This is a genomic window from Streptomyces sp. NPDC001536 (genome assembly GCF_042894505.1).
Taxonomy (GTDB): Bacteria; Actinomycetota; Actinomycetes; order Streptomycetales; family Streptomycetaceae; genus Streptomyces.
In genome coordinates, this window is record NZ_JBIAVQ010000008.1 from 140558 (window position 1) to 160536 (window position 19979).

Below are 19979 nucleotides of genomic sequence, written 5' to 3' on the forward strand. Positions count from 1 at the left end.
AGGGCCGACCGAGGGGGCGAGCGGGATGACCGGTGTACGCATCGACGGGAGCACGCTGAGGCTGCCCGGCGGAGTGGCGGTGCGGTTCATCCGCACCCTGCGCCTGCCGGAGACGGGCACGCATCCGCTGCCGCCGGGGCTCGGGGAGTTCCCGCTGCGCCGGGTCGCGGACCACGCGGGCAGGGTGCCCGAGGCATGGCGGGCGCGTGGCGGGGTGATGCTGCCGGTGTATCTGCGCGAGGCGATGTGGCTGAGCTTCGGCGGCACCACCGAGCCGGCCGCGCTCCAGGTCGGGGTGGGCAAGATCTGCGCGGTCTCGGGCGGGCCGTGGAGCGACCGGCTCGCGCGCGACCCGCAGAACTACGTCACCGTGCCCCGGCAGCCGTGGCTGGACGGCATCAACTCCGGGACGGGTACGGTCAAGCAGTTCGTGGCGGTGCCGCTCGGTCTGGGTGCGACCGTCGAGGGGCAGGTCACGGGTGAGGAGGTGTGGGGCGGCGTACAGCTTCAGTCGTTCCCGCTGAAGGCGGAGCCGCTCGCGCGGTGGCGGGAGGCGCGGAAGCGGGAGCGGACCACCAGGGCGCCGATGCACGCGCTCGCCTTCGGGGCCGCCCCGCAGATGATGGCTGCCCCTGCCCCCGCCGCCCCGGCCGGTATGGGCCTCGGTGTCGGCGGTTCGATGCGCCAGGAGGTCTACAAGGACGACCGCCCGCTGTCGGACTGGTCGCGGGAGCCCGCCGGGCGGGTCTTCGTGCACCTGGTGACGCCTCCGCAGTGGCGCCGCATCACCGGCGAGGAGCCCCCGCCGTCGCCCGTGGACCGCGCCGCGTACACCCAGGCGGGGCTGCCTTGGTACGACTACTACGACCAGGACGCGGAGGATCTCGCCGCCACGGGCCCCCTGGAGGGTGTGAAGCCGGTCGGCGACTGGCTCGGCGACGATCACGAACCCTGGCACGAGCCGCACCCGGCGCAGGTGCTGCCGCTCAAGGACGCACCGGGCAAGCCGGTGGAGGACGGCGACTGGTAGGGGCCGTTTGCACGTGAGGGGTGGTCCACGTCAAGGTGGTGACGGCTGAGGCAACCGACCATCCGAGGTGCGTGCATGGGCAGGGGTGACTGGAGCAGGCGGCGATTCGTCGCCGCCCTCGCGGGGACGGCGGCCGCGGCGGCGGGCTGCGGCGAGTCGCCCGGCCCTACGGCGTCGACGCCCACGAAGCCCTCCACGAGACCCTCCACGACCTCGGCGCCTCCGGCGGCCCGGGCGCCAGGGGCAGCCACCCCCAGCTCCTCTCCGGCCCCCACCGGCCCTCGCCCCCTCCACCTGGGCACCTACACCTCCGCCGAGGACGGCGGCACCGGCATCGGCTTCGCCACGTACGACCCGGCGACGGGCGAGGTCACCGTCGGTAAACCTCTCACTGGTGTCACCGACCCGTCGTATCTCGCCGTGCATCCCGACGGCCGCACGCTCTACGCGGTCAACGAGCGGGAGCAGGGGGCCGTGACCGCGGTGCGGCTGTCCGACCGCAGGGTTCTGGGCAGCCGGGGCACAGGCGGCGGCGCTCCCTGTCATGTGTCGGTGCATCCGGGCGGACGCTGGCTCCTGAGCGCCAACTACGGGTCGGGCAGCGTGGCCGTGCATCCTCTCGACGACTCGGGGGCGATCGGTGAGCGCGCCGACCTCGTCACCCACTCCACGCCGGAGCCCGGGCCAGGCCAGGAGGGCCCGCACGCCCATCAGATCGTCACGAGTCCGGACGGCGGCCATGTCCTCGCCGTCGACCTGGGCACGGACACCGTCTACAGCTACCGGCTCGACGAGCGGACCGGGAAGCTCACCGAGGTCTCGCGGGCGCACACCCGGCCGGGCGCCGGACCGCGCCATCTGACCTTCCACCCCGGGGGCCGGTACGCGTACCTGGCCAACGAGGTCGACAACACGGTCGCCGTCTGCGCCTACGACACGAAGACCGGCCGCCTCAGCGTCGGCGGGGCACAGTCCACGGGGACGGGGTCGGGCACCAGCTACCCGGCGCAGATCCTGGTGACACCGAACGGCTCGTACGCCTATCTCGCCAACCGGGGCCACAACAGCCTCACGCGCTACGCGGTCGAGGCGGACGGCGCCCGGCTCCGGCTGCTGGACACCGTGCCGGTGTCCGGGGACTTCCCGCGGCAGATCGCCTTCTCGCCCGACGGGGCGCTGCTGTTCGCGGCGAACCAGCGCTCCAGCACGGTGAGTGTGTTCCGGGTGGACGCCGACAGCGGTGAACTGCGGCTCGCGGGAAAGCCGTTCGCGTCACCCGTCGCCGTCTGTGCGCTGCCGCTGTAGGGCGCGCGGGCAGGACGCGGCGCTGGCCTGGGTGAGCAGGACGTGCATCCGCTCGGTGAGCTGCGCGACGTCGTCGGCGGGGCGGTGGAAGGGCAGGCGGACGTCGCCGTGGGCGCGGGTGCGCTCGATGCGCAGCGTCAGTCCGTGCCGGTCGACGGCGATCGGCTGGACCTTCACCGCGCCGTGCAGGCTGTCGGGCTCCACCAGCCGGGTGAGCCGCTCGACCGCGTCGGAGTGGCAGTCGGCGAGGTGGGTCAGCAGCCGGGCCTCGGCGGTGGCCAGCGGGTCGGGTGCGGCGGCGGCGAACTCGTCGAGGTCGACGACCACGGCACCGGACGGCCGGCGCAGCACCACGCGCGTCGCCCGGAACGCCAGGTCGCCCTCCTCGGGGACGAACCAGCCGGCGAGCCAGAGGCGGGCCCGGATACGGTTGCGCACGGGGACGGGCGAGACGTCGGCGAACTCCAGCACGGCGGACGGCTCTCCGCGCGGCGCGCAGATCGCGGCCGCGAGCAGGGCGCTGTCCTCGGGCACCTGAAGCAGTACCCGGCCGTCCTCGGCCACGGTGTGCGCGCCGACGAACTCCTCACGGCCGCCGTCCGCGGTCACCGCGCAGGACCACGCGGTGGCGAGCACCGAGCGCGCCCGCTCCGCCGCGGCAGGCGAGGCCGCCCAGCTGTGTTCACCCATCCCAGCACCCATCCCAGAACCTCCTTAGGTAAGCCTTGCCTAACCTATCCGAGATCGGGGTGTACGCCAACCAGCGCCCTGATTCCTTTGCGGGTCCTTTCAGCGCACGCGGGCGCCCTCAGGGGGCGATGACGCCCAAAAGGGCACGGGCGCACAGGTCCCGCACCTGCTCGCGCGAGAGGTCCGAACCCCTCAGCCACTCCAGGCAGACGGCGGTGGTGAAGGCCAGCCAGCCGCGCACGGCGAGCCCGGCGTCCGCCCGCGCCTCGAAGACCGCGCCGAACTCCGGGTCCGCGGCCAGCGCCGCCAGGATCTGCCGCTCCTGCGCGGCGAGCGCCCGCTGGTAGACCTTGCGCACGGCCTGGTCTCCCGCCGCGTCGGCCCGATGGAAGGCGCGGTAGCCGTGCGCGTGGGCCTCGACGTACTCCAGGAACGTGTCGAGTCCGGCGGACAGTTGCTCGCGCACCGGCATCCCGGGCACGGCCGCGGTCATCCGCAGCATCCGCGCGCTCTCGCGCTCCACGACCGCCGCGAAGAAGTCCCGTTTGGTCGGGAAGTAGTGGTAGAGCAGCCCGCGCGAGACCCCGGCGATCTCGGCGACACGCTCGATCCACACGTCGTCGTACGGACTCTCCGAGAAGAGCCGCGCGCCGACGGCGAGGAGCTGCTCCCGGCGCTCCTCGGTGCTGAGCCGACGGCGTGTGCGTTCGCCCTGCTTGGCGGCCATGCCAGCACTTTACTTGACGCCGGTTCAACAACGCCGCCAGACTGAAGCACGCTATTGAACCCACGTACAACACGCGCAACCCGCAGGTGATTCAAGGGAGATGGCGTCATGGCGGAGACAACGACCGGGACCGCGCTGCCCAAGGGGTTCCGCAGCGCCGAGCACGGCTGGCCCGAGCTGCACCGCATCCCGCATCCGCCGCGCCGGGTCCCGCTCCTCGGCGATGTGCTCGGCGCCAACCGGCGCACACCGCTTCAGGACTCCCTCAGGTACGCCCGCATGCTGGGGCCGATCTACCGGCGCAAGGCCTTCAACCGGGAGTTCGTGTTCGTCTGGGGAGCCGATCTCGCGGCCGACCTCGCCGACGAGACGCGGTTCGCCAAGCACGTGGGGCTCGGTATCGCCAATCTGCGGCCGGTCGCCGGGGACGGGCTGTTCACGGCGTACAACCACGAGCCGAACTGGCAGCTGGCGCACGATGTGCTGGCACCGGGCTTCAGCCGTGAGGCGATGGCGGCCTACCACCCGATGATGCTGGCCGTGGCCGAGCGGCTGACCGACCGCTGGGACCGGGAGACCGCGGCGGGCCGCGCGGTGGACGTGCCCGGGGACATGACCAAGCTGACGCTGGAGACGATCGCGCGGACCGGGTTCGGGCACGACTTCGGTTCCTTCGAGCGGGACCGGCCGCATCCGTTCATCACGGCGATGGTGGGCACGCTGACGTACGCGCAGCGGCTGAACACGGTGCCCTGGCCGGGGTTGTTGCGGGAGGCGGCGCGGCGCAACGAGGCCGACATCGCCTATCTGAACCGGACGGTCGACGAGCTCGTAAGGGAGCGTCGTACCGCGAGCGGCGGCGGGGACGGCGACCTGCTGGACCGGATGCTGGAGACGGCGCATCCGGAGACCGGGGAGCGGCTGTCCGCGGAGAACGTCCGACGCCAGGTGATCACCTTCCTGGTGGCGGGCCACGAGACCACCTCGGGCGCGCTCTCCTTCGCCCTGCACTACCTCTCCCGCCACCCGGACGTCGCGGCACGCGCGCGTGCCGAGGTGGACCGGGTGTGGGGCGACACGGCCGTGCCCGGCTACGAGCAGGTGGCCAAGCTGCGCTACGTGCGCCGGGTGCTGGACGAGTCACTGCGGCTGTGGCCGACGGCGCCCGCCTTCGCGCGGGAGGCGGTCGAGGACACGGTGCTGGCCGGGCGGCATCCCATGCGGCGGGGCGCGTGGACGCTGGTCCTCACACCGATGCTGCACCGCGATCCCGAGGTGTGGGGCGCGGACGCCGAGCGGTTCGATCCGGACCGCTTCGACCCGAAGGCCGTACGGACCCGGGCCCCGCACACCTTCAAGCCGTGGGGCACGGGGGCGCGGGCCTGCATCGGGCGGCAGTTCGCCCTGCACGAGGCCACGCTGGTGCTGGGGCTGCTGCTGCGACGGTACGAGCTGGGCGCCGACCCGGACTACCGGCTGCGGGTGACGGAGCGGCTGACGCTGATGCCGGAGGGGCTGCGACTGCGGCTGGAGCGGCGGAGCGGGCCGGCACCGGTGGGGCGGACGGCCGTGGCGGAGGCGGAGGCCGCGGCTTCAGAGCCTCGGTGCCCGGTGCACGGTGCCGGTGACTGAGCCGGGCTTCCTCAGGGGCGCGTCCAGTGCTCGGGGCGCGTGACCGATTCCGGCAGCCTCGTGCCCGCGCTGCCCCTCGCCGCGTTCAGCTGCGGCTGGGTGAGGAAGAACGCGTCGGTGAGGTCGGCGTCCGTGAGGTCGGCGTCGCGCAGGTCGGCGCCGATCAGATCCGCGCCGCGCAGATCGGCGCCGGTGAGGTCGGCGGCGATGAGGTAGGCGCCGCGCAGGTTCGCACCGCGCAGGTCGGCTCCCTTGAGGCGGGCGCCCATCAGGTCGGCGCCCCGGCGGTCCTTCTTCTTGCCGCGGGTGCCCGCGCGGACCAGTTCGCTGGTCTTCAGCAGGAGCACGTTGACGTCCTGGCGGTGCGCGGCCACGTCCAGCGCGCCCAGCTCGTCCGGGGTCCGGCGGGTGAGCTCGTCCGTCTCCTCCAGCAGCCGGCGCAGCTCGGCGTGGACCGGGCGGGCTGCGGGCAGGGTGAGGGCCTCGGTGAGGTACCAGAGCAGCTCGTGCAGTTGCCGGACGACCGGGAACACGTCGAACATGCGGCGGGCGTCCTCGCGCGGACCGGTGCGCCAGTCCCGGCCGCCGAAGGTGACCTGCGAGACCTTCTGTCCGGCGCCGAAGCAGTCGTAGACCGTGCAGCCGGTGAAGCCCTTGTGCCGAAGCCGGGCGTGGATGCCGCAGCGGTGGTCGTCCCGGAGGTTCGAGCAGGGCTTGCCGGCCGGCTTGTCCACGGCGAAGTCCCTCGACGCCGTGAAGGGCAGAGCGACGCAGCACAGCCCGAAACAGCTCGCGCAGTCGCCGCGCAGGTCGGCGGGGCCGGCTATGTGATCTTGCATGGTTTCCAGCATACGGAACGAAAACTCACCGATGAATTTTCCGCTCTGTGGGGGTCTCCACATACAAGAGAAAACAAAGTCGGCTACCACTGGAGACGCAGGCCGACGGAACCAGGAGAACCACCCCGCCCAAGACCGTGGAGAGACGTCATGTGCAGCCACCAGCCCGCGTGCCCCACCGCCGACAGCACGGACCACGACGCCGCACGCATCGTGTCGTCCCACCCCGAACAGGGCTGGCATCTGCTGTGCAACGGCACGATCGTCTTCGACGACACCGGTGAACTCCTCCCGGACGGGCGGGTGGTGAGCCCGCACCGCGCGGTCGGCACGCTTGTCGTGGCCGCCTGACCTATCTGCCGAACACCTCGAACGCCACGGCCGGCTTCCCGCCGAAACGCTCCCCCGTCGCCGCGGCGTTCCCCGTGAGAAAGCCCCTCGCGTACGTCTCCGGATCCTCGCTCGTCAACGCCTCGATGTACGTGCGGTGTTCGAGGAGCGAGCGCACCGCGCGCTCCAGACCGGCCGAGGCGTCCGCCGCGTGGGTGGGGGTCGACGAACCCGCGACGGCGACCCAGCGGACGCCGTTCCAGGGCTCCAGGCCCTGGTCCCGCAGCTCCGGGAAGATCCAGCGGTTGCCGGCGTCGGCGGCCGCGTCCAGGGTCGCGCGGCCCACCGCGACATGGTCCGGGGTGTTCCAGGCGACGCCGCCCCAGGTGTCGCGGTGGTTGAGGGTGATCACCAGTTCCGGCCGGTGGCGGCGGATCGCGGCGGCGATGTCGCGGCGCAGGGCGAGGCCGTACTCGATCACGCCGTCGTGGTGATCGAGGAACTCCACCGTCGACACCCCGACGACCGCCGCGCTCGCCCGCTGCTCCTGCTCGCGCAGCGGACCGCACTTGTCGGGCTCCAGCGTGTCGATGCCCGCCTCGCCACGGGTCGCGAGGACATAGGCGACCTCCCGGCCGCCGTCGGTCCAGGCGGCGATCGCGGCCGAGCAGCCGTACTCCAGGTCGTCCGGGTGGGCCACGACCGCGAGGGCGCGCTGCCAGTCCTCGGGCATGGGCAGAAGCTGAGTGACCGTCGGCTCTGTCATGGTCCGAGACTAGTCCGCGCCACCGACATCACACCTCGTCACGGGTGAGTGCCAGCAGTCGGTCCAGGACACGGGGACCGCCGGCCCGGACGCCGTCGTGCTCGAACTCGTCGGTCACCCAGGTGCGCAGACCGCGGACCGCGCGGGCCGTCTCCAGGGAGTGGGCGGTGTCGACGTACATGTCGTCGTGGTAGACGGCCGCGGCGACCGGGACCTCGTTGGCGGCGAGCCGGGCCCTGTCGTACAGCGGTGTCCAGTCGGTGCGGGCGGCGAGGAGTTCGGCGGTCTCGCGCAGCGGGCGCAGCGCCGGGTCGTTCTCGAACATCCAGGGGTGGACGGACTCGCCGGTGAACAGCAGCGGTCCGTCGCCCGTGAGCGTCTTGGCGGCGTCGAACTGCGGGAACTCGGTGCGGACGCGTTCGGCCGACCAGTTCGTGGGGCGGGCGTCCTGGCCGTAGATCGCCTCGTGGACGAGGGCGTAGAGGGGGTGGCCCGCGTACGAGAGGAGGCCCTGGACCTCTTCCTGGAAGGCGTCGGAGAGCGCCGGGCCGGTCGGGGTGCGGACGAAGGCCTCTTCCAGGAGGAAGTGCAGTCGGTGGCTGCCCTCGCCGCCGCCGAGGAGGATGCCGAGGGACTGGAAGGCCTCGACGGTGAGGCGGTAGCCGTTCGGCAGGGTCACCTCATGGTGGAGGAGGTGGTCGGCGATACGGCGGGCGCGCTCGACGTCCTGGGGGTAGCGGGCGTAGTGCGCGGCGACCTTGCGCTCGATGCGGGGGTAGGCGGCGCGGTAGACGTCGTCGGCGTGGGCGTCGAGGGAGGGCAGACCGCCGGTGATCACGGCGGCGCTGAGGCCCTCGGGGGCGCTGGAGAGGTAGTTCACCGCGCAGAAGCCGCCGAAGCTCTGGCCGAGGACGGTCCAGGGGGCGCCGCCGGTGACCGCCGGGCGGATGGCCTCGCAGTCGCGGACGATCGCGTCGGCGCGGAAGTGGGTGAGGTAGTCGGCCTGTTCGGCGGGGCCGCCGCGCAGCGGGAGCGTCTGCCGGTTGGCGGGCGTGGAGTGGCCGGTGCCGCGCTGGTCCAGGAGCAGGACGCGGAACTCCTTGAGGGCACGGCCGAGCCAGGCGGGCCTGCCGACGAAGCGGTTGGCGCCGAAGCCGGGGCCGCCCTGGAGGTAGACCAGCCACGGCAGGTTCTGCCGCGCCTTGTCGCCGGCGACCACCTCACGGGCGTAGAGCTCGATCGTCTCCCCCGTGGGGTCGCTGTGATCGAGGGGCACGGTGAAGCGGCGGTCGGTGAGGACGACGCCGGGCTGGCGGTAGGTCGCGGTCAACGGGGCTCCCGGGACGGACGGATACGGACGAGCGCGTCCCAGTTCAGCACATGTCCGTCCGATATCCGATCCCCGGGATCATGAAATCGGACTGAACGGCGAATCAGCGGGCGGAGAGACTCGAGCGCCGTACGACGAGTTCCGGCTGGAGCACCACCCGACGGTGCTCGTGGCGGCGCGGCGCGGTCTCCGCCTCCGTCTCCTCCAGCAGCAGCTCGGCCGCCAGGGCGCCCATGGTGACGGCGGGCTGGCGGACCGAGGTGAGGGGGACGGCCGCTGCGGCGGCGAACTCGATGTCGTCGTAGCCGACGATGGCGAGGTCGTCGGGGACGTTGATCCCGGCCGCGTACATCGCCTGGAGCACGCCGAGGGCCAGGAGGTCGTTCGCGCAGAAGACGGCGGTGGGGCGGTCGGTGAGGCCGAGCAGACGGGCGCCGGCATCCCGGCCCGCGGCGACGTCGAGGCGTTCGGTGGGCAGCTCGCGCAGCACGTCGGGGGCGAGGCCCGCCTCGGCGAGCGCGTTGAGGGCGCCGGTGCGGCGGTCGCGGACCTGGTTGAAGCCGGGCGGGCCACTGACGTACGCGATGTTGCGGTGTCCGGCGTCGATGAGATGACGCACGGCGAGGGCGCCGCCCGCGACGTCGTCCACGGAGACGGAGCACTCGGTGGTGCCCTCGGCGACGCGGTCGACGAGGACGAAGGGGATGCCGTGGCGCCGGAAGCCCTCGATGTTGCGGCCGGTCGCGTCGGCGGGGGTGAGCAGGACGCCCCGGACCCGCTGTTCGGCGAAGAGGGAGAGGTACTCGGCCTCCTCGCCGGGGCTCTGCGCGCTGTTGCAGACCATGACGCCGAGTCCGGCGTCACGGGCGGCCCGCTCGGCGCCGCGGGCGACGTCCACGAAGAACGGGTTGCCCATGTCGAGGACGAGCAGCCCCATGATCCGGCTGCGGCCGGCGCGCAGCTGGCGCGCGGACTCGCTGCGGACGTAACCGAGCCGGTCGATCGCGGACAGGACCCGGGCCCGGGTCTCGGTGGCGACGGAGTCCGGACGGTTGATCACGTTCGACACCGTGCCCACCGAGACTCCGGCGGCACGGGCGACGTCCTTGATACCCACCGACTGGGCCATCAGGCAGGGACCTCCAGGTGAACGAGGGGCGGCGGGCAGGCCCTCACAGTACCGGCCCGCCGTCCCCGGGCGACTTCTCTCACGCGGGAAGCGCGAAGTCGACGACGTGCAGTGCCGAGGGCGTGGTTCCGCTGGACTTCTGCTGGTACATGAAGGACAGGACGTGGTCGGCCTTGATCCGCATCTCGTCGATCACGACCTCGCCGAAGGCGTTGAGGCCGCTGCCGTCGAAGAGGATCTTCCAGTCGGTGTATCCGGAGGCCGCGGACGCTCCGGCGATCCTGCCGAACGGGAAGATCGCGTAGGCGTTGTCGTACTTGTCGAGGACCAGTTTGGTGCGCTGGCTGGAGTTGAGCGGGACCGGGATCTCCGTCTTCTGCCAGGTGCCCGACGCGTTCTTGCGCACATGGAAGGCGCGGCCGTTCGCGGTGCGGTCGGACACGTAGTCGGTGGTGCACTGGCCGAAGCGCCCGGGTACGTAGCTGATGATCGCGTGCGGCCGGCCGGCGGAGTCGGTGAACTGGCTCTCCTGGTTCATCAGGGAGTGGTCCGGGTTCAGCGAGTCGACCACCAGGCCGCTGTCGGTGACGGCGACCTTGTCGGAGCCGCCGGTGGTGCCGACGACGGTGCCGGCGTTGTTGCGCCAGGTGCGGCCGCGGTCGTCGGAGTAGACGTAGCCGGTGTCGTGGTTGGTGATGCCGCCGCCGGAGCACATCACGGCGCCGTTCTGCTCGCGCCAGGTGAAGAAGGAGTGCAGCCGGCCGTTGACGTCGTAGTCGATGCCGTGCAGGTACATGTTGCGGGCCGTGCTCGAACCGTGCTCGCTGGTGTACGTACCTGTGGAACTGGACCACTCCCCCAGTGCCGTCCACGTCGAACCGTCGTACTCCGCGAGGGCGTTGCGGCCGTTGCCGGAGACGGCGACCCGGTAGCTGAGCTGGAGCTTGCCGTCGGGGGTGGAGATGAACTGGGGGTAGGTGAACTGGCTCGTCGGGGCCAGGCCGTCCAGCGTGGACTGGGGGGCGCCGAAGCGGCTCGCCGTCCAGGTCAGTCCGGAGGGGTTGTCCATGAGGCCGGCCACCGACTTGACGTAGGTGAAGCCGTCGCTGTGGGAGTCCATGTTGAGGTGGAGGCGGCCGTCGACCTTGGAGACGCCCATGGAGATGACGTTGTGGGAGTCGTTGGCCTTGAGCGTGTGGCCGACCTGGACCGTCGACCAGGTGCTGCCGCCGAGGACGCGGCGGCCGACGACGGCGTTCTTGTTCGCGGTGTACCAGACGGCGTACTGGTAGCCCTTGTAGGTCAACAGACCGTTCTTCTGGAACGAGTTGTTGTTGACCAGGCCGTCGTAGGAGACGAAGAAGACGGCCTGGCTGTCGAGCGTGGTGGTGCCGGTCCGGGTGACCGAGGGGCCGGGGTCGGCGGCGCGGGCGGTGCCGTTGGCGAGGGCGGAGGTGGACATGGCGGTCACGATGGCACCTGCCAGCAGCGTGCGTCTTCTCATCGGTGCGGCTCCTGATGGGGAAGTCAGGCGAGAGGCGTCAGGCGAAGAGATGTCAGGCGAGGTGGAACACTTCGGTGAGCGGTTTCATGGCCTCGTCGGGCCGGGCGCCGTCCAGCGACTCGAAGAACGGCGCCATCTCAGCCTGCCAGCGGGCGTTGACGTCGGTGGCTTCCATGCCGGCCACGGCGGCCTCGAAGTCCTCGGTCTCCAAGTAGCCGACCAACAGGCCGTCCTCTCTGAGGAAGAGCGAGTAGTTGTGCCAGCCGGTGGCCGAGAGTGCGTCGAGCATCTCGGGCCACACGGCGGCGTGCCGCTCGCGGTACTCGTCGAGGCGTTCGGCCCTGACCTTCAGCAGGAAGCACACGCGCTGCATCAACACCCCTTGGGAACTCAGAAGTTGAACTGGTCGATGTTCTTGGCGTCGAACACGGTCGGCTTGCCGAGGTTGATCACGCCGTCCTTGCCGATGGTGTAGGTGGTGCCGCCGGCCTTGAAGGTCTCGCCCTCCGCGCCGGTGATCTGGCCCGAGACCAGCGCCACGGCCGTCTGCGCGGCCAGCGCGCCGAGCTTCGCCGGGTCCCACAGCTCGAACGCCTCGACGGTGCCGTTCTTGACGTACTTGCGCATGTCGTTGGGGGTGCCGAGGCCGGTCAGCTTGACCTTGCCCTTGTACTTGGAGCCCGACAGGTACTGGGCGGCCGCCTTGATGCCGACGGTGGTCGGGGAGATGATCCCCTTCAGGTTCGGGTACTCCTGGAGCAGGCCCTGGGTCTGCTGGAAGGACTGCTGGGCGTCGTCGTTGCCGTACGCGGTCTTGACGAGCTTGATGTCCTTGTACTTGGGGTCCTTGAGCTCGTCCTTCATGAACTCGATCCAGGTGTTCTGGTTCGTCGCCGTCTGCGCGGCGGACAGGATCGCGATCTCGCCCTTGTAGTCGATCTGTTCGGCGAGCAGCTGCACCTCGGTACGGCCCAGGTCCTCGGCGGAGGCCTGCGAGACGAAGGCGTTGCGGCAGTCGGCCTTGGTGTCGGAGTCGTAGGTGACGACCTTGATGTCGTTCTTCATCGCCTGCTTGGTCGCGGTGCACAGGGCGCCCGGGTCCTGCGCGGAGATGGCCATCGCGTCGACCTGCTGCTGGGTGAGCGTGTTGACGTAGCTCACCTGCCCGGCGGTGTCGGTGGCGTTGGACGGACCGACCTCCTTGTAGCCGGAGCCCAGCTCCTTCAGGGCCGCCTCGCCGCCCTTGTCGGCGGAGGTGAAGTAGGGGTTGTTGACCTGCTTGGGCAGGAAGCCGACGGTCAGGCCCTTCTTGGTGGCCGCGTTCGGGTCGGCCTTGGCGGTGGAGGCGGCGGAGGCCCCTTCGTTCTCGACGTCCTTCTTGGTGGTGCCACCACATGCGGTGAGCGCCAGGGCGAGAGAGGTTCCGGCGGCGAGGGCCGCGCAGGCACGGCGGAGGGATGACTTACGCATGATGGTTTCCTTTTGACGAGGGTGAGCGGAGGCGCCCCTTCAGGGGCGCGGGGAACTGCGCGACCAGCCACAGCGCACCCGCAGCTTCAAACGGCGCTAGGACGTCAGCCTTTGCGCCCTGGCGATGGAGATCTGCTTGGCAACTCGCGGCCCCAGTACGGACAGCACCAGCAGGACACCGGTAACGACGATCTGCGACTGTGCGGAGACGTCCTGGAGGCTCATCACGTTCTGCAGGGCCCCGAGCAGGAACACCCCGGCGATCGCACCGCCCAACGTGCCCTTGCCACCGTCGAAGTCGATGCCACCGAGCAGCACCGCCGCGATGACGGACAGTTCGAGCCCGGTCGCGTTGTCATAGCGGGCGCTCGCGTAGTGGAACGCCCAGAAGATCCCCGTGAGCGAGGCCATCAGCCCCGTCACCGTGAACAGGATCAGCTTCTGCCGCTTGACCCGGATGCCGGCGAACCGCGCGGCCTCCTCGCTCGCGCCGATCGCGAACGTGGACCGTCCGAACGGCGTGGCGTGCAGGACGACCACGGCGATCGCGAGGAGCGCGAGGAAGGGCGGGAAGGCCTGCGGGATGAAGGTGTCCCCGATGCGTCCCGACGCGAAGTCCAGGTACTGGGTCGGGAAGTCGGTCACCGCGTCGGAGCCGAGCACGATCTGTGCGATGCCCCGGTAGGCGGCGAGGGTGCCGATGGTGACGGCGAGGGAGGGCAGCCCGAGCCGGGTGACGAGCAGGCCGTTGACGAGACCGCAGACCACGCCGAGCAGCAGGCAGATCGGGATGATCGTCTCGATCGTCATGCCCTGGTTCCACAGGGCGCCCATCACCGCGCCGGACAGACCGGCGGTGGAGGCGACGGAGAGATCGATCTCGCCGGAGACGACCAGCAGGGTCATCGGAAGGGCGATCAGGGCGATCGGCAGCGTGCTGCCGATCAGGAACGACAGGTTGAAGGAGTTTCCGAAACCGTCGACCGTTCCGAAGGACAGCAGCAGCACGACGATCAGAACGGCGCCGACGACCGTGTCCCAACGGATCGCTCGCGTAAGAGACTCAGGCATGGCGGGCGTTCCTCTTCTTCAGGGCCGAGGCCACGCGCAGCGCGACGACCCGGTCGACCGCGATGGCGAGGATGAGCAGGATGCCGTTGATGGCGAGCACCCACACGGAGCTGACGCCGAGGGCGGGCAGCACGCTGTTGATGGAGGTCAGCAGCAGGGCGCCGAGGGCGGCGCCGTAGACGCTGCCGGAGCCGCCGGTGAAGACGACGCCGCCCACCACGACCGCGCTGACGACGGTGAGTTCGTAGCCGTTGCCGGTGCCGGAGTCGACGTTGCCGAACCGGGCCAGGTACATCGCGCCGGCGAGTCCGGCGAGGGCCCCGCAGAAGGTGTACGCGGCGAGGATCCGCTTGCGGACGGGGATGCCGGCGAGCCGGGCGGCCTCGGGGTTGGAGCCGAGGGCGTACAGCTCACGGCCGCTGCCGAAGTGCTTGAGGTAGTAGGCGGTGGCCACCAGCACCGCGAGTGCGATGAGCGCCAGGTACGGGACCGCGGAGATGCCGCCGGAGCCGAAGTCGATGAACCCGTCCGGGAGGTTGGCCGCCGTGATCTGGCGGGAGCCGACCCAGATGGAGTCGATGCCGCGGATGATGTAGAGGGTGCCGAGGGTGACGACGAGCGCGGGCACCTGGCCGAGGCTGACGAGCAGTCCGTTGACCAGTCCGCAGCCGATGCCGAGCAGCACCGCGAGGGCGATCGCCACGACGGAGTTGCCGCCGCCCTGGAGATACGTACCGGCGGCGAAGGCGGTGATGCCGAGGGTGGAGCCGACGGACAGGTCGACGTTGCGGGTGATGACGACGAGCGACTGGCCGGTGGCGACCAGGACCAGGATGGTCGCGTTGAGCAGGAGGTCCTTGATGCCCTGCTCGGACAGGAACTCGCTGTTGCCCGCCTGGGTGACGCCGATCATCACCAGGAAGACGACCAGGATGGCGAGTTCGCGCATCTTGAAGACACGGTCGACCAGCCGGGTGCCGCTGGACTTGGGCACCTCGGCGACGGGGGTCTTGTCGGTGGTGGTCACCGTCATGCGGCGGCCCTCCCCGTGGCTGCGGCCATCACGGTTTCCTCGGTGGCTTCGGAGCGCGGGATCTCGGCGGTGAGGCGGCCCTCGTGCATCACCAGCACGCGGTCGGCCATGCCGAGGATCTCGGGCAGGTCGGAGGAGATCATCAGGACGGCCACTCCGTCGGCGGCCAGCTCGCTGAGCAGCCGGTGCACCTCGGCCTTGGTGCCGACGTCGATGCCTCGGGTGGGCTCGTCGACGATCAGCACCTTGGGGCCGGTGGCCAGCCACTTGGCGAGGACGACCTTCTGCTGGTTGCCGCCGGACAGGGTGTTGACCGTGTCGGCGATCCGGGCGTACTTGACCTGGAGCTTGACGGCCCAGTCGAGGGAACGGCTGCGCTCGGCGCCGCGGTCCATCAGGCCGGCCTTCACGGTCGTACGGAGTCCGGTGAGGCCGATGTTGCGCTCGATGGACATGTCCATCACCAGGCCCTGTGCCCGCCGGTCCTCGGGGACCAGGGCGAGCCCGGCGGCCATGGCCGTGGAGGGGGCGCCGTTCGTCAGGGACCTGCCGTCGACGTCGACCTCCCCCGCGTCCCAGCGGTCGATGCCGAAGACCGCCCGGGCGACCTCGGTACGGCCGGCGCCGACGAGTCCGGCGAGGCCGACGATCTCACCGCGCCGCACCTCGAAGGAGACGTCGGTGAAGACGCCCTCCCGGGTCAGCCGGCGCACACTGAGCGCCACCTCGCCCGCCTCGACGTCCTGCTTGGGGTAGAGCTCGTCGAGATCGCGGCCGACCATCCGGCGCACGAGGTCGTCCTCGGTCATGCCCTCGATCGGCTCGCTGGCGATCCAGGCGCCGTCGCGCAGGGTGGTGACCCGCTGGCAGATCTGGAAGATCTCCTCCAGCCGGTGGGAGATGAAGAGCACCGCGGCGCCCTGTTCGCGCAGGGTGCGCACGACTCCGAAGAGACGGGCGACCTCGCTGCCGGTCAGGGCCGCGGTCGGCTCGTCCATGATCAGGACGCGGGCGTCGAAGGAGAGCGCCTTGGCGATCTCGACGATCTGCTGGTCCGCGATGGACAGACCGCGTGCGGGACGGTCGGGGTCGAGTTCGACGCCGAGCCGCCGCATCAGGGCGGCCGTCGCCGTGTGGGTGGCCTTGTGGTCGATGCGGCCGAGCGCGCGCCGCGGCCGGCGGCCCATGAAGATGTTCTCGGCGATCGACAGGTCGGGGAAGAGCGTGGGCTCCTGGTAGATCACGGCGATGCCGGCGTCGCGGGCGTCGCCGGGGCCGTGGAAGACGACGGGCGCGCCGTCGAGCAGCACCTGGCCGGCGTCCGGCCGGTGCACCCCCGCGAGGGTCTTGATGAGGGTCGACTTGCCCGCGCCGTTCTCGCCGGCGAGGGCGTGCACTTCGCCGGGGAACAGCTCCAGGGACACGTCCCGCAGGGCGCGTACGGCACCGAAGGACTTCGAGATGTCCTCGAGCGCCAGCACCGGGGCCGGACCCGCGTCGGACGGGTGGGTCATGAGGGGCTCCTCGACGACGCCCGGGCCCTGCCTCACGGCGTCGTGAAAGGTTTCAACTTGGTTGCCGGGACGTTAGGCATGCGGTGCATGTCACGTCAATGGGTTCGTGTCGAAAATATTTCGATGCACGTAGGTCACAGCCGGGTCACGGGCAACAGCCTTGGTCGCAGGGGTTGACACCCCTGCGGGCTCCTCATAGCTTCCCGTCTTGAATCGTTTCACACCGAAGCTTTCTCGGAACGCTTCCTGGAGCAGTTCAGAAGCCTTCCGAACCGACGTCACAGGAGCCCTGAAGTGACCGAGCTCGCCGCGGTGAAGGCCGCGCTCAAGACCCAGGCAGTCGAGACGCCGTCGTGGGCGTACGGGAACTCGGGAACCCGCTTCAAGGTGTTCGCGCAACAGGGCGTTCCGCGTACGCCGCGGGAGAAGCTGGACGACGCCGCGCAGGTGCACGCCTTCACCGGTGTCGCCCCGACCGTCGCGCTGCACATCCCCTGGGACAAGGTCGACGACTACGCGGCGCTGGCGAAGCACGCCGAGGAGCGCGGAGTGAAGCTCGGCGCGATCAACTCCAACACCTTCCAGGACGACGACTACAAGCTCGGCAGCATCTGCCATCCCGAGGCCTCGGTGCGGCGCAAGGCGGTGGACCACCTCCTGGAGTGCGTCGACATCATGGACGCGACCGGCTCGACCGATCTGAAGCTGTGGTTCGCCGACGGTACGAACTATCCCGGGCAGGACGACATCCGGGCCCGTCAGGACCGGCTGGCCGAGGGCCTCTCCGAGGTGTACTCGCGGCTGGGTGAGGGGCAGCGGATGCTGCTGGAGTACAAGTTCTTCGAGCCGGCCTTCTACACGACGGACGTGCCGGACTGGGGGACGGCGTACGCCCACTGCCTGAAGCTGGGGCCGCAGGCACAGGTCGTGGTCGACACCGGGCATCACGCGCCCGGGACCAACATCGAGTTCATCGTCGCGACGCTGCTGCGGGAGGGGAAGCTCGGCGGCTTCGACTTCAACTCCCGGTTCTACGCGGACGACGACCTCATGGTGGGTGCGGCCGATCCGTTCCAGCTGTTCCGGATCATGTACGAGGTGGTGCGTGGGGGTGGGTTCTCTCCTGACGTGGCGTTCATGCTCGATCAGTGCCACAACATCGAGGCGAAGATTCCGGCGATCATCCGTTCGGTGATGAATGTGCAGGAGGCGACGGCGAAGGCGCTGCTGGTCGATGGGGCGGCGCTGTCTGCTGCGCAGGCTGCGGGGGATGTCCTCGGTGCCAATGCCGTGGTGATGGACGCGTACAACACGGATGTGCGGCCGTTGCTGCGTGAGGTGCGTGAGGAGATGGGGCTGGACGCGGATCCCATCGCTGCGTATGCGCGGTCCGGGTGGGCCGAGAAGATCGTTGCCGAGCGTGTTGGTGGGGAGCAGGCCGGGTGGGGCGCGTAAGCGTCTGCCGGGTTCTGTCGTCTGCGGGGTGCGGGCCGGATGTGGCTGGTCGCGCAGTTCCCCGCGCCCCTAGGTGTCTCCACTTCCCCTCTGTTCAGAAGGACTGAGAGTTCATGGCCATCCATCCTGAAGCCGCTGCTCTGCTGGCCCGGTCTCATCGGCTCGGTGCTGATCCCCGTAACACCAACTACGCCGGGGGCAACGCGTCCGCGAAGGGCACCGACACCGATCCCGTCACCGGGGGTGATGTGGAGTTGATGTGGGTCAAGGGGTCCGGGGGTGACCTCGGGACGCTCACCGAGTGTGGGCTGGCTGTGTTGCGGCTGGATCGGATGCGGGCGCTCGTCGACGTGTATCCCGGCGTCGAGCGTGAGGACGAGATGGTCGCCGCCTTTGATTACTGCCTGCATGGCAAGGGTGGGGCGGCGCCTTCCATCGACACCGCCATGCATGGGCTCGTCGACGCCGCGCATGTCGATCATCTGCATCCGGACTCCGGGATCGCGCTCGCCTGTGCCGCGGACGGGGAGAAGCTGACCGCCGAGTGTTTCGGGGACAGCGTGGTGTGGGTGCCGTGGCGGCGGCCCGGGTTCCAGCTCGGGCTGGACATCGCCGCGGTCAAGGAGGCCAACCCGCAGGCCGTCGGGTGCATCCTCGGCGGGCACGGGATCACCGCCTGGGGGGACACCTCCGAGGAGTGCGAGCGGAACTCGCTGCACATCATCCGGACCGCTGAGGCGTTCCTGGAGGAGCGCGGCAAGGCGGAGCCCTTCGGGCCGGTGATCGAGGGCTACGGTGCGCTGGAGGCCTCGGCCCGGCGCGAGCGGGCCGCCGCTCTCGCGCCGTATGTGCGTGCCCTCGCCTCGCAGGACAAGCCGCAGGTCGGGCACTTCACCGACTCCGACGTGGTGCTCGACTTCCTGGCCTCCGCCGAGCACCCTCGGCTCGCCGCGCTCGGCACCTCCTGCCCGGACCACTTCCTGCGGACCAAGGTGGCGCCGCTCGTTCTGGACCTGCCGCCGGCCGCGCCGCTGGACGAGGCCGTCGCCCGGCTCAAGGAGCTGCACGCCGCGTACCGCGAGGAGTACGCCGCCTACTACCAGCGGCACGCGCTGCCCGACTCCCCCGCGATGCGCGGTGCGGACCCGGCGATCGTGCTGATCCCGGGTGTGGGCATGTTCTCCTTCGGCAAGGACAAGCAGACCGCGCGGGTGGCCGGCGAGTTCTACGTCAACGCCATCAACGTGATGCGCGGAGCGGAGGCCGTTTCCACGTACGCGCCCATCGAGGAGTCCGAGAAGTTCCGTATCGAGTACTGGGCTCTGGAGGAGGCCAAGCTTCAGCGGATGCCCAGGCCGAAGCCGCTCGCCACGCGGGTCGCGCTGGTGACCGGTGCGGGCAGCGGTATCGGCAAGGCGATCGCGCACCGGCTCGTCTCCGAGGGCGCGTGTGTCGTCGTCGCCGATCTCAACGGTGACAACGCCTCCGCGGTCGCCGAGGAGCTCGGTGGCCCCGACAAGGCCGTCGCAGTGACCGTGGACGTGACCTCCGAGGAGCAGATCGCCGAGGCCTTCAAGGCCGCCGCGCTCGCCTTCGGCGGGGTGGACCTCGTCGTCAACAACGCCGGGATCTCCATCTCCAAGCCTCTCCTGGAGACCTCGGCCAAGGACTGGGACCTCCAGCACGACATCATGGCCCGGGGGTCCTTCCTCGTCTCCCGCGAGGCCGCCCGGGTGATGATCGCGCAGGAGCTGGGCGGCGACATCGTCTACATCGCCTCCAAGAACGCCGTCTTCGCCGGCCCCAACAACATCGCCTACTCCGCCACCAAGGCCGACCAGGCCCACCAAGTACGGCTGCTCGCAGCCGAGTTGGGCGAGAACGGCATCCGGGTCAACGGCATCAACCCGGACGGCGTGGTGCGCGGCTCCGGCATCTTCGCCGCCGGCTGGGGTGCTCAGCGTGCCGCCGTGTACGGCGTGGAGGAGGAGAAGCTGGGCGAGTTCTACGCGCAGCGGACCATCCTCAAGCGCGAGGTGCTGCCCGAGCACGTGGCCAACGCCGTCTTCGCCCTCACCGGCGGGGAGTTGACCCACACCACCGGTCTGCACATCCCCGTCGACGCCGGCGTCGCGGCCGCCTTCCTGCGGTGAC

Annotated in this window: 18 protein-coding genes; 6 read left to right on the forward strand and 12 right to left on the reverse strand. The window is 70.5% G+C overall.

Going from position 1 to position 19979, the window contains the following annotated elements:
- Positions 1-25: 25 nt before the first annotated feature.
- Together ACFY0U_RS22590 and ACFY0U_RS22595 are read left to right on the forward strand one after the other, a co-directional pair.
- Entirely contained in the window at positions 26-1030 is a 1005-nt protein-coding gene (locus ACFY0U_RS22590) for a hypothetical protein (RefSeq protein ID WP_388638490.1), read from the forward strand.
- Between the two features lie 75 nt (positions 1031-1105).
- Positions 1106-2335, forward strand: coding sequence for a lactonase family protein (locus ACFY0U_RS22595; protein WP_388638492.1), 1230 nt, complete (start codon positions 1106-1108; stop codon positions 2333-2335).
- Here the strand turns inward: ACFY0U_RS22595 and ACFY0U_RS22600 are convergent.
- Together ACFY0U_RS22600 and ACFY0U_RS22605 are read right to left on the reverse strand one after the other, a co-directional pair.
- The gene (locus tag ACFY0U_RS22600; protein WP_388638982.1) at positions 2303-3025 is read right to left on the reverse strand and encodes a DUF2470 domain-containing protein; all 723 of its coding nucleotides are present in this window, start codon (positions 3023-3025) and stop codon (positions 2303-2305) included. The genes ACFY0U_RS22595 and ACFY0U_RS22600 overlap by 33 nt on opposite strands.
- 118 nt (positions 3026-3143) lie before the next feature.
- Entirely contained in the window at positions 3144-3752 is a 609-nt protein-coding gene (locus tag ACFY0U_RS22605) for a TetR/AcrR family transcriptional regulator (protein ID WP_388638494.1), read from the reverse strand.
- Positions 3753-3860: 108 nt separating this feature from the next.
- Here ACFY0U_RS22605 and ACFY0U_RS22610 point away from each other — a divergent pair, with 108 nt between their 5' ends.
- Positions 3861-5384 carry a cytochrome P450 gene (locus ACFY0U_RS22610; protein ID WP_388638495.1) on the forward strand — a complete coding sequence of 508 codons (1524 nt, stop codon included), beginning with the start codon at positions 3861-3863 and terminating at the stop codon, positions 5382-5384.
- A gap of 11 nt (positions 5385-5395) precedes the next feature.
- Here the strand turns inward: ACFY0U_RS22610 and ACFY0U_RS22615 are convergent, their stop codons facing one another.
- Positions 5396-6223 (reverse strand): pentapeptide repeat-containing protein, encoded by an 828-nt coding sequence (locus ACFY0U_RS22615; RefSeq protein ID WP_388638497.1) that lies wholly within the window; start codon positions 6221-6223, stop codon positions 5396-5398.
- Positions 6224-6373: 150 nt separating this feature from the next.
- On the opposite strand from ACFY0U_RS22615, the gene ACFY0U_RS22620 reads away from it, so the two are divergent.
- Positions 6374-6574 carry a DUF5999 family protein gene (locus tag ACFY0U_RS22620; RefSeq protein WP_388638499.1) on the forward strand — a complete coding sequence of 67 codons (201 nt, stop codon included), beginning with the start codon at positions 6374-6376 and terminating at the stop codon, positions 6572-6574.
- A gap of 1 nt (position 6575) precedes the next feature.
- Here ACFY0U_RS22620 and ACFY0U_RS22625 read toward each other — a convergent pair whose 3' ends face one another.
- From ACFY0U_RS22625 to ACFY0U_RS22665, 9 genes are all read right to left on the reverse strand, one after another.
- On the reverse strand, positions 6576-7319 hold the full coding sequence (locus ACFY0U_RS22625; RefSeq protein ID WP_388638501.1) for a PIG-L deacetylase family protein: 744 nt from the start codon (positions 7317-7319) through the stop codon (positions 6576-6578).
- Between the two features lie 28 nt (positions 7320-7347).
- Entirely contained in the window at positions 7348-8649 is a 1302-nt protein-coding gene (locus tag ACFY0U_RS22630; protein ID WP_388638503.1) for an alpha/beta fold hydrolase, read from the reverse strand.
- A gap of 103 nt (positions 8650-8752) precedes the next feature.
- Positions 8753-9778, reverse strand: a complete 1026-nt coding sequence (locus ACFY0U_RS22635; protein ID WP_388638505.1) for a LacI family DNA-binding transcriptional regulator — start codon at positions 9776-9778, stop codon at positions 8753-8755.
- Positions 9779-9857: 79 nt separating this feature from the next.
- On the reverse strand, positions 9858-11282 hold the full coding sequence (locus ACFY0U_RS22640) for a BNR repeat-containing protein (RefSeq protein WP_388638507.1): 1425 nt from the start codon (positions 11280-11282) through the stop codon (positions 9858-9860).
- 52 nt (positions 11283-11334) lie between these two features.
- Positions 11335-11655 carry an L-rhamnose mutarotase gene (locus tag ACFY0U_RS22645; protein WP_388638509.1) on the reverse strand — a complete coding sequence of 107 codons (321 nt, stop codon included), beginning with the start codon at positions 11653-11655 and terminating at the stop codon, positions 11335-11337.
- 17 nt (positions 11656-11672) lie between these two features.
- Complete coding sequence (rhaS, locus tag ACFY0U_RS22650) at positions 11673-12752, reverse strand: rhamnose ABC transporter substrate-binding protein (RefSeq protein WP_388638510.1); 1080 nt, start codon at positions 12750-12752, stop codon at positions 11673-11675.
- A gap of 96 nt (positions 12753-12848) precedes the next feature.
- Complete coding sequence (locus tag ACFY0U_RS22655; protein ID WP_388638511.1) at positions 12849-13823, reverse strand: ABC transporter permease; 975 nt, start codon at positions 13821-13823, stop codon at positions 12849-12851.
- On the reverse strand, positions 13816-14856 hold the full coding sequence (locus tag ACFY0U_RS22660; RefSeq protein WP_388638513.1) for an ABC transporter permease: 1041 nt from the start codon (positions 14854-14856) through the stop codon (positions 13816-13818). Before ACFY0U_RS22660 ends, ACFY0U_RS22655 begins: the two co-directional genes overlap by 8 nt.
- A complete protein-coding gene (locus ACFY0U_RS22665; protein ID WP_388638514.1) occupies positions 14853-16370 on the reverse strand; it encodes a sugar ABC transporter ATP-binding protein in 1518 nt (505 codons plus the stop codon). The genes ACFY0U_RS22660 and ACFY0U_RS22665 overlap by 4 nt, the downstream gene beginning before the upstream one ends.
- A 294-nt stretch (positions 16371-16664) precedes the next feature.
- On the opposite strand from ACFY0U_RS22665, the gene rhaI reads away from it, so the two are divergent.
- On the forward strand, positions 16665-17825 hold the full coding sequence (rhaI, locus tag ACFY0U_RS22670) for an L-rhamnose isomerase (protein WP_388638516.1): 1161 nt from the start codon (positions 16665-16667) through the stop codon (positions 17823-17825).
- A gap of 113 nt (positions 17826-17938) precedes the next feature.
- On the forward strand, positions 17939-19978 hold the full coding sequence (locus ACFY0U_RS22675) for a bifunctional aldolase/short-chain dehydrogenase (protein ID WP_388638518.1): 2040 nt from the start codon (positions 17939-17941) through the stop codon (positions 19976-19978).
- The last annotated feature ends 1 nt before the right edge of the window (position 19979 follow it).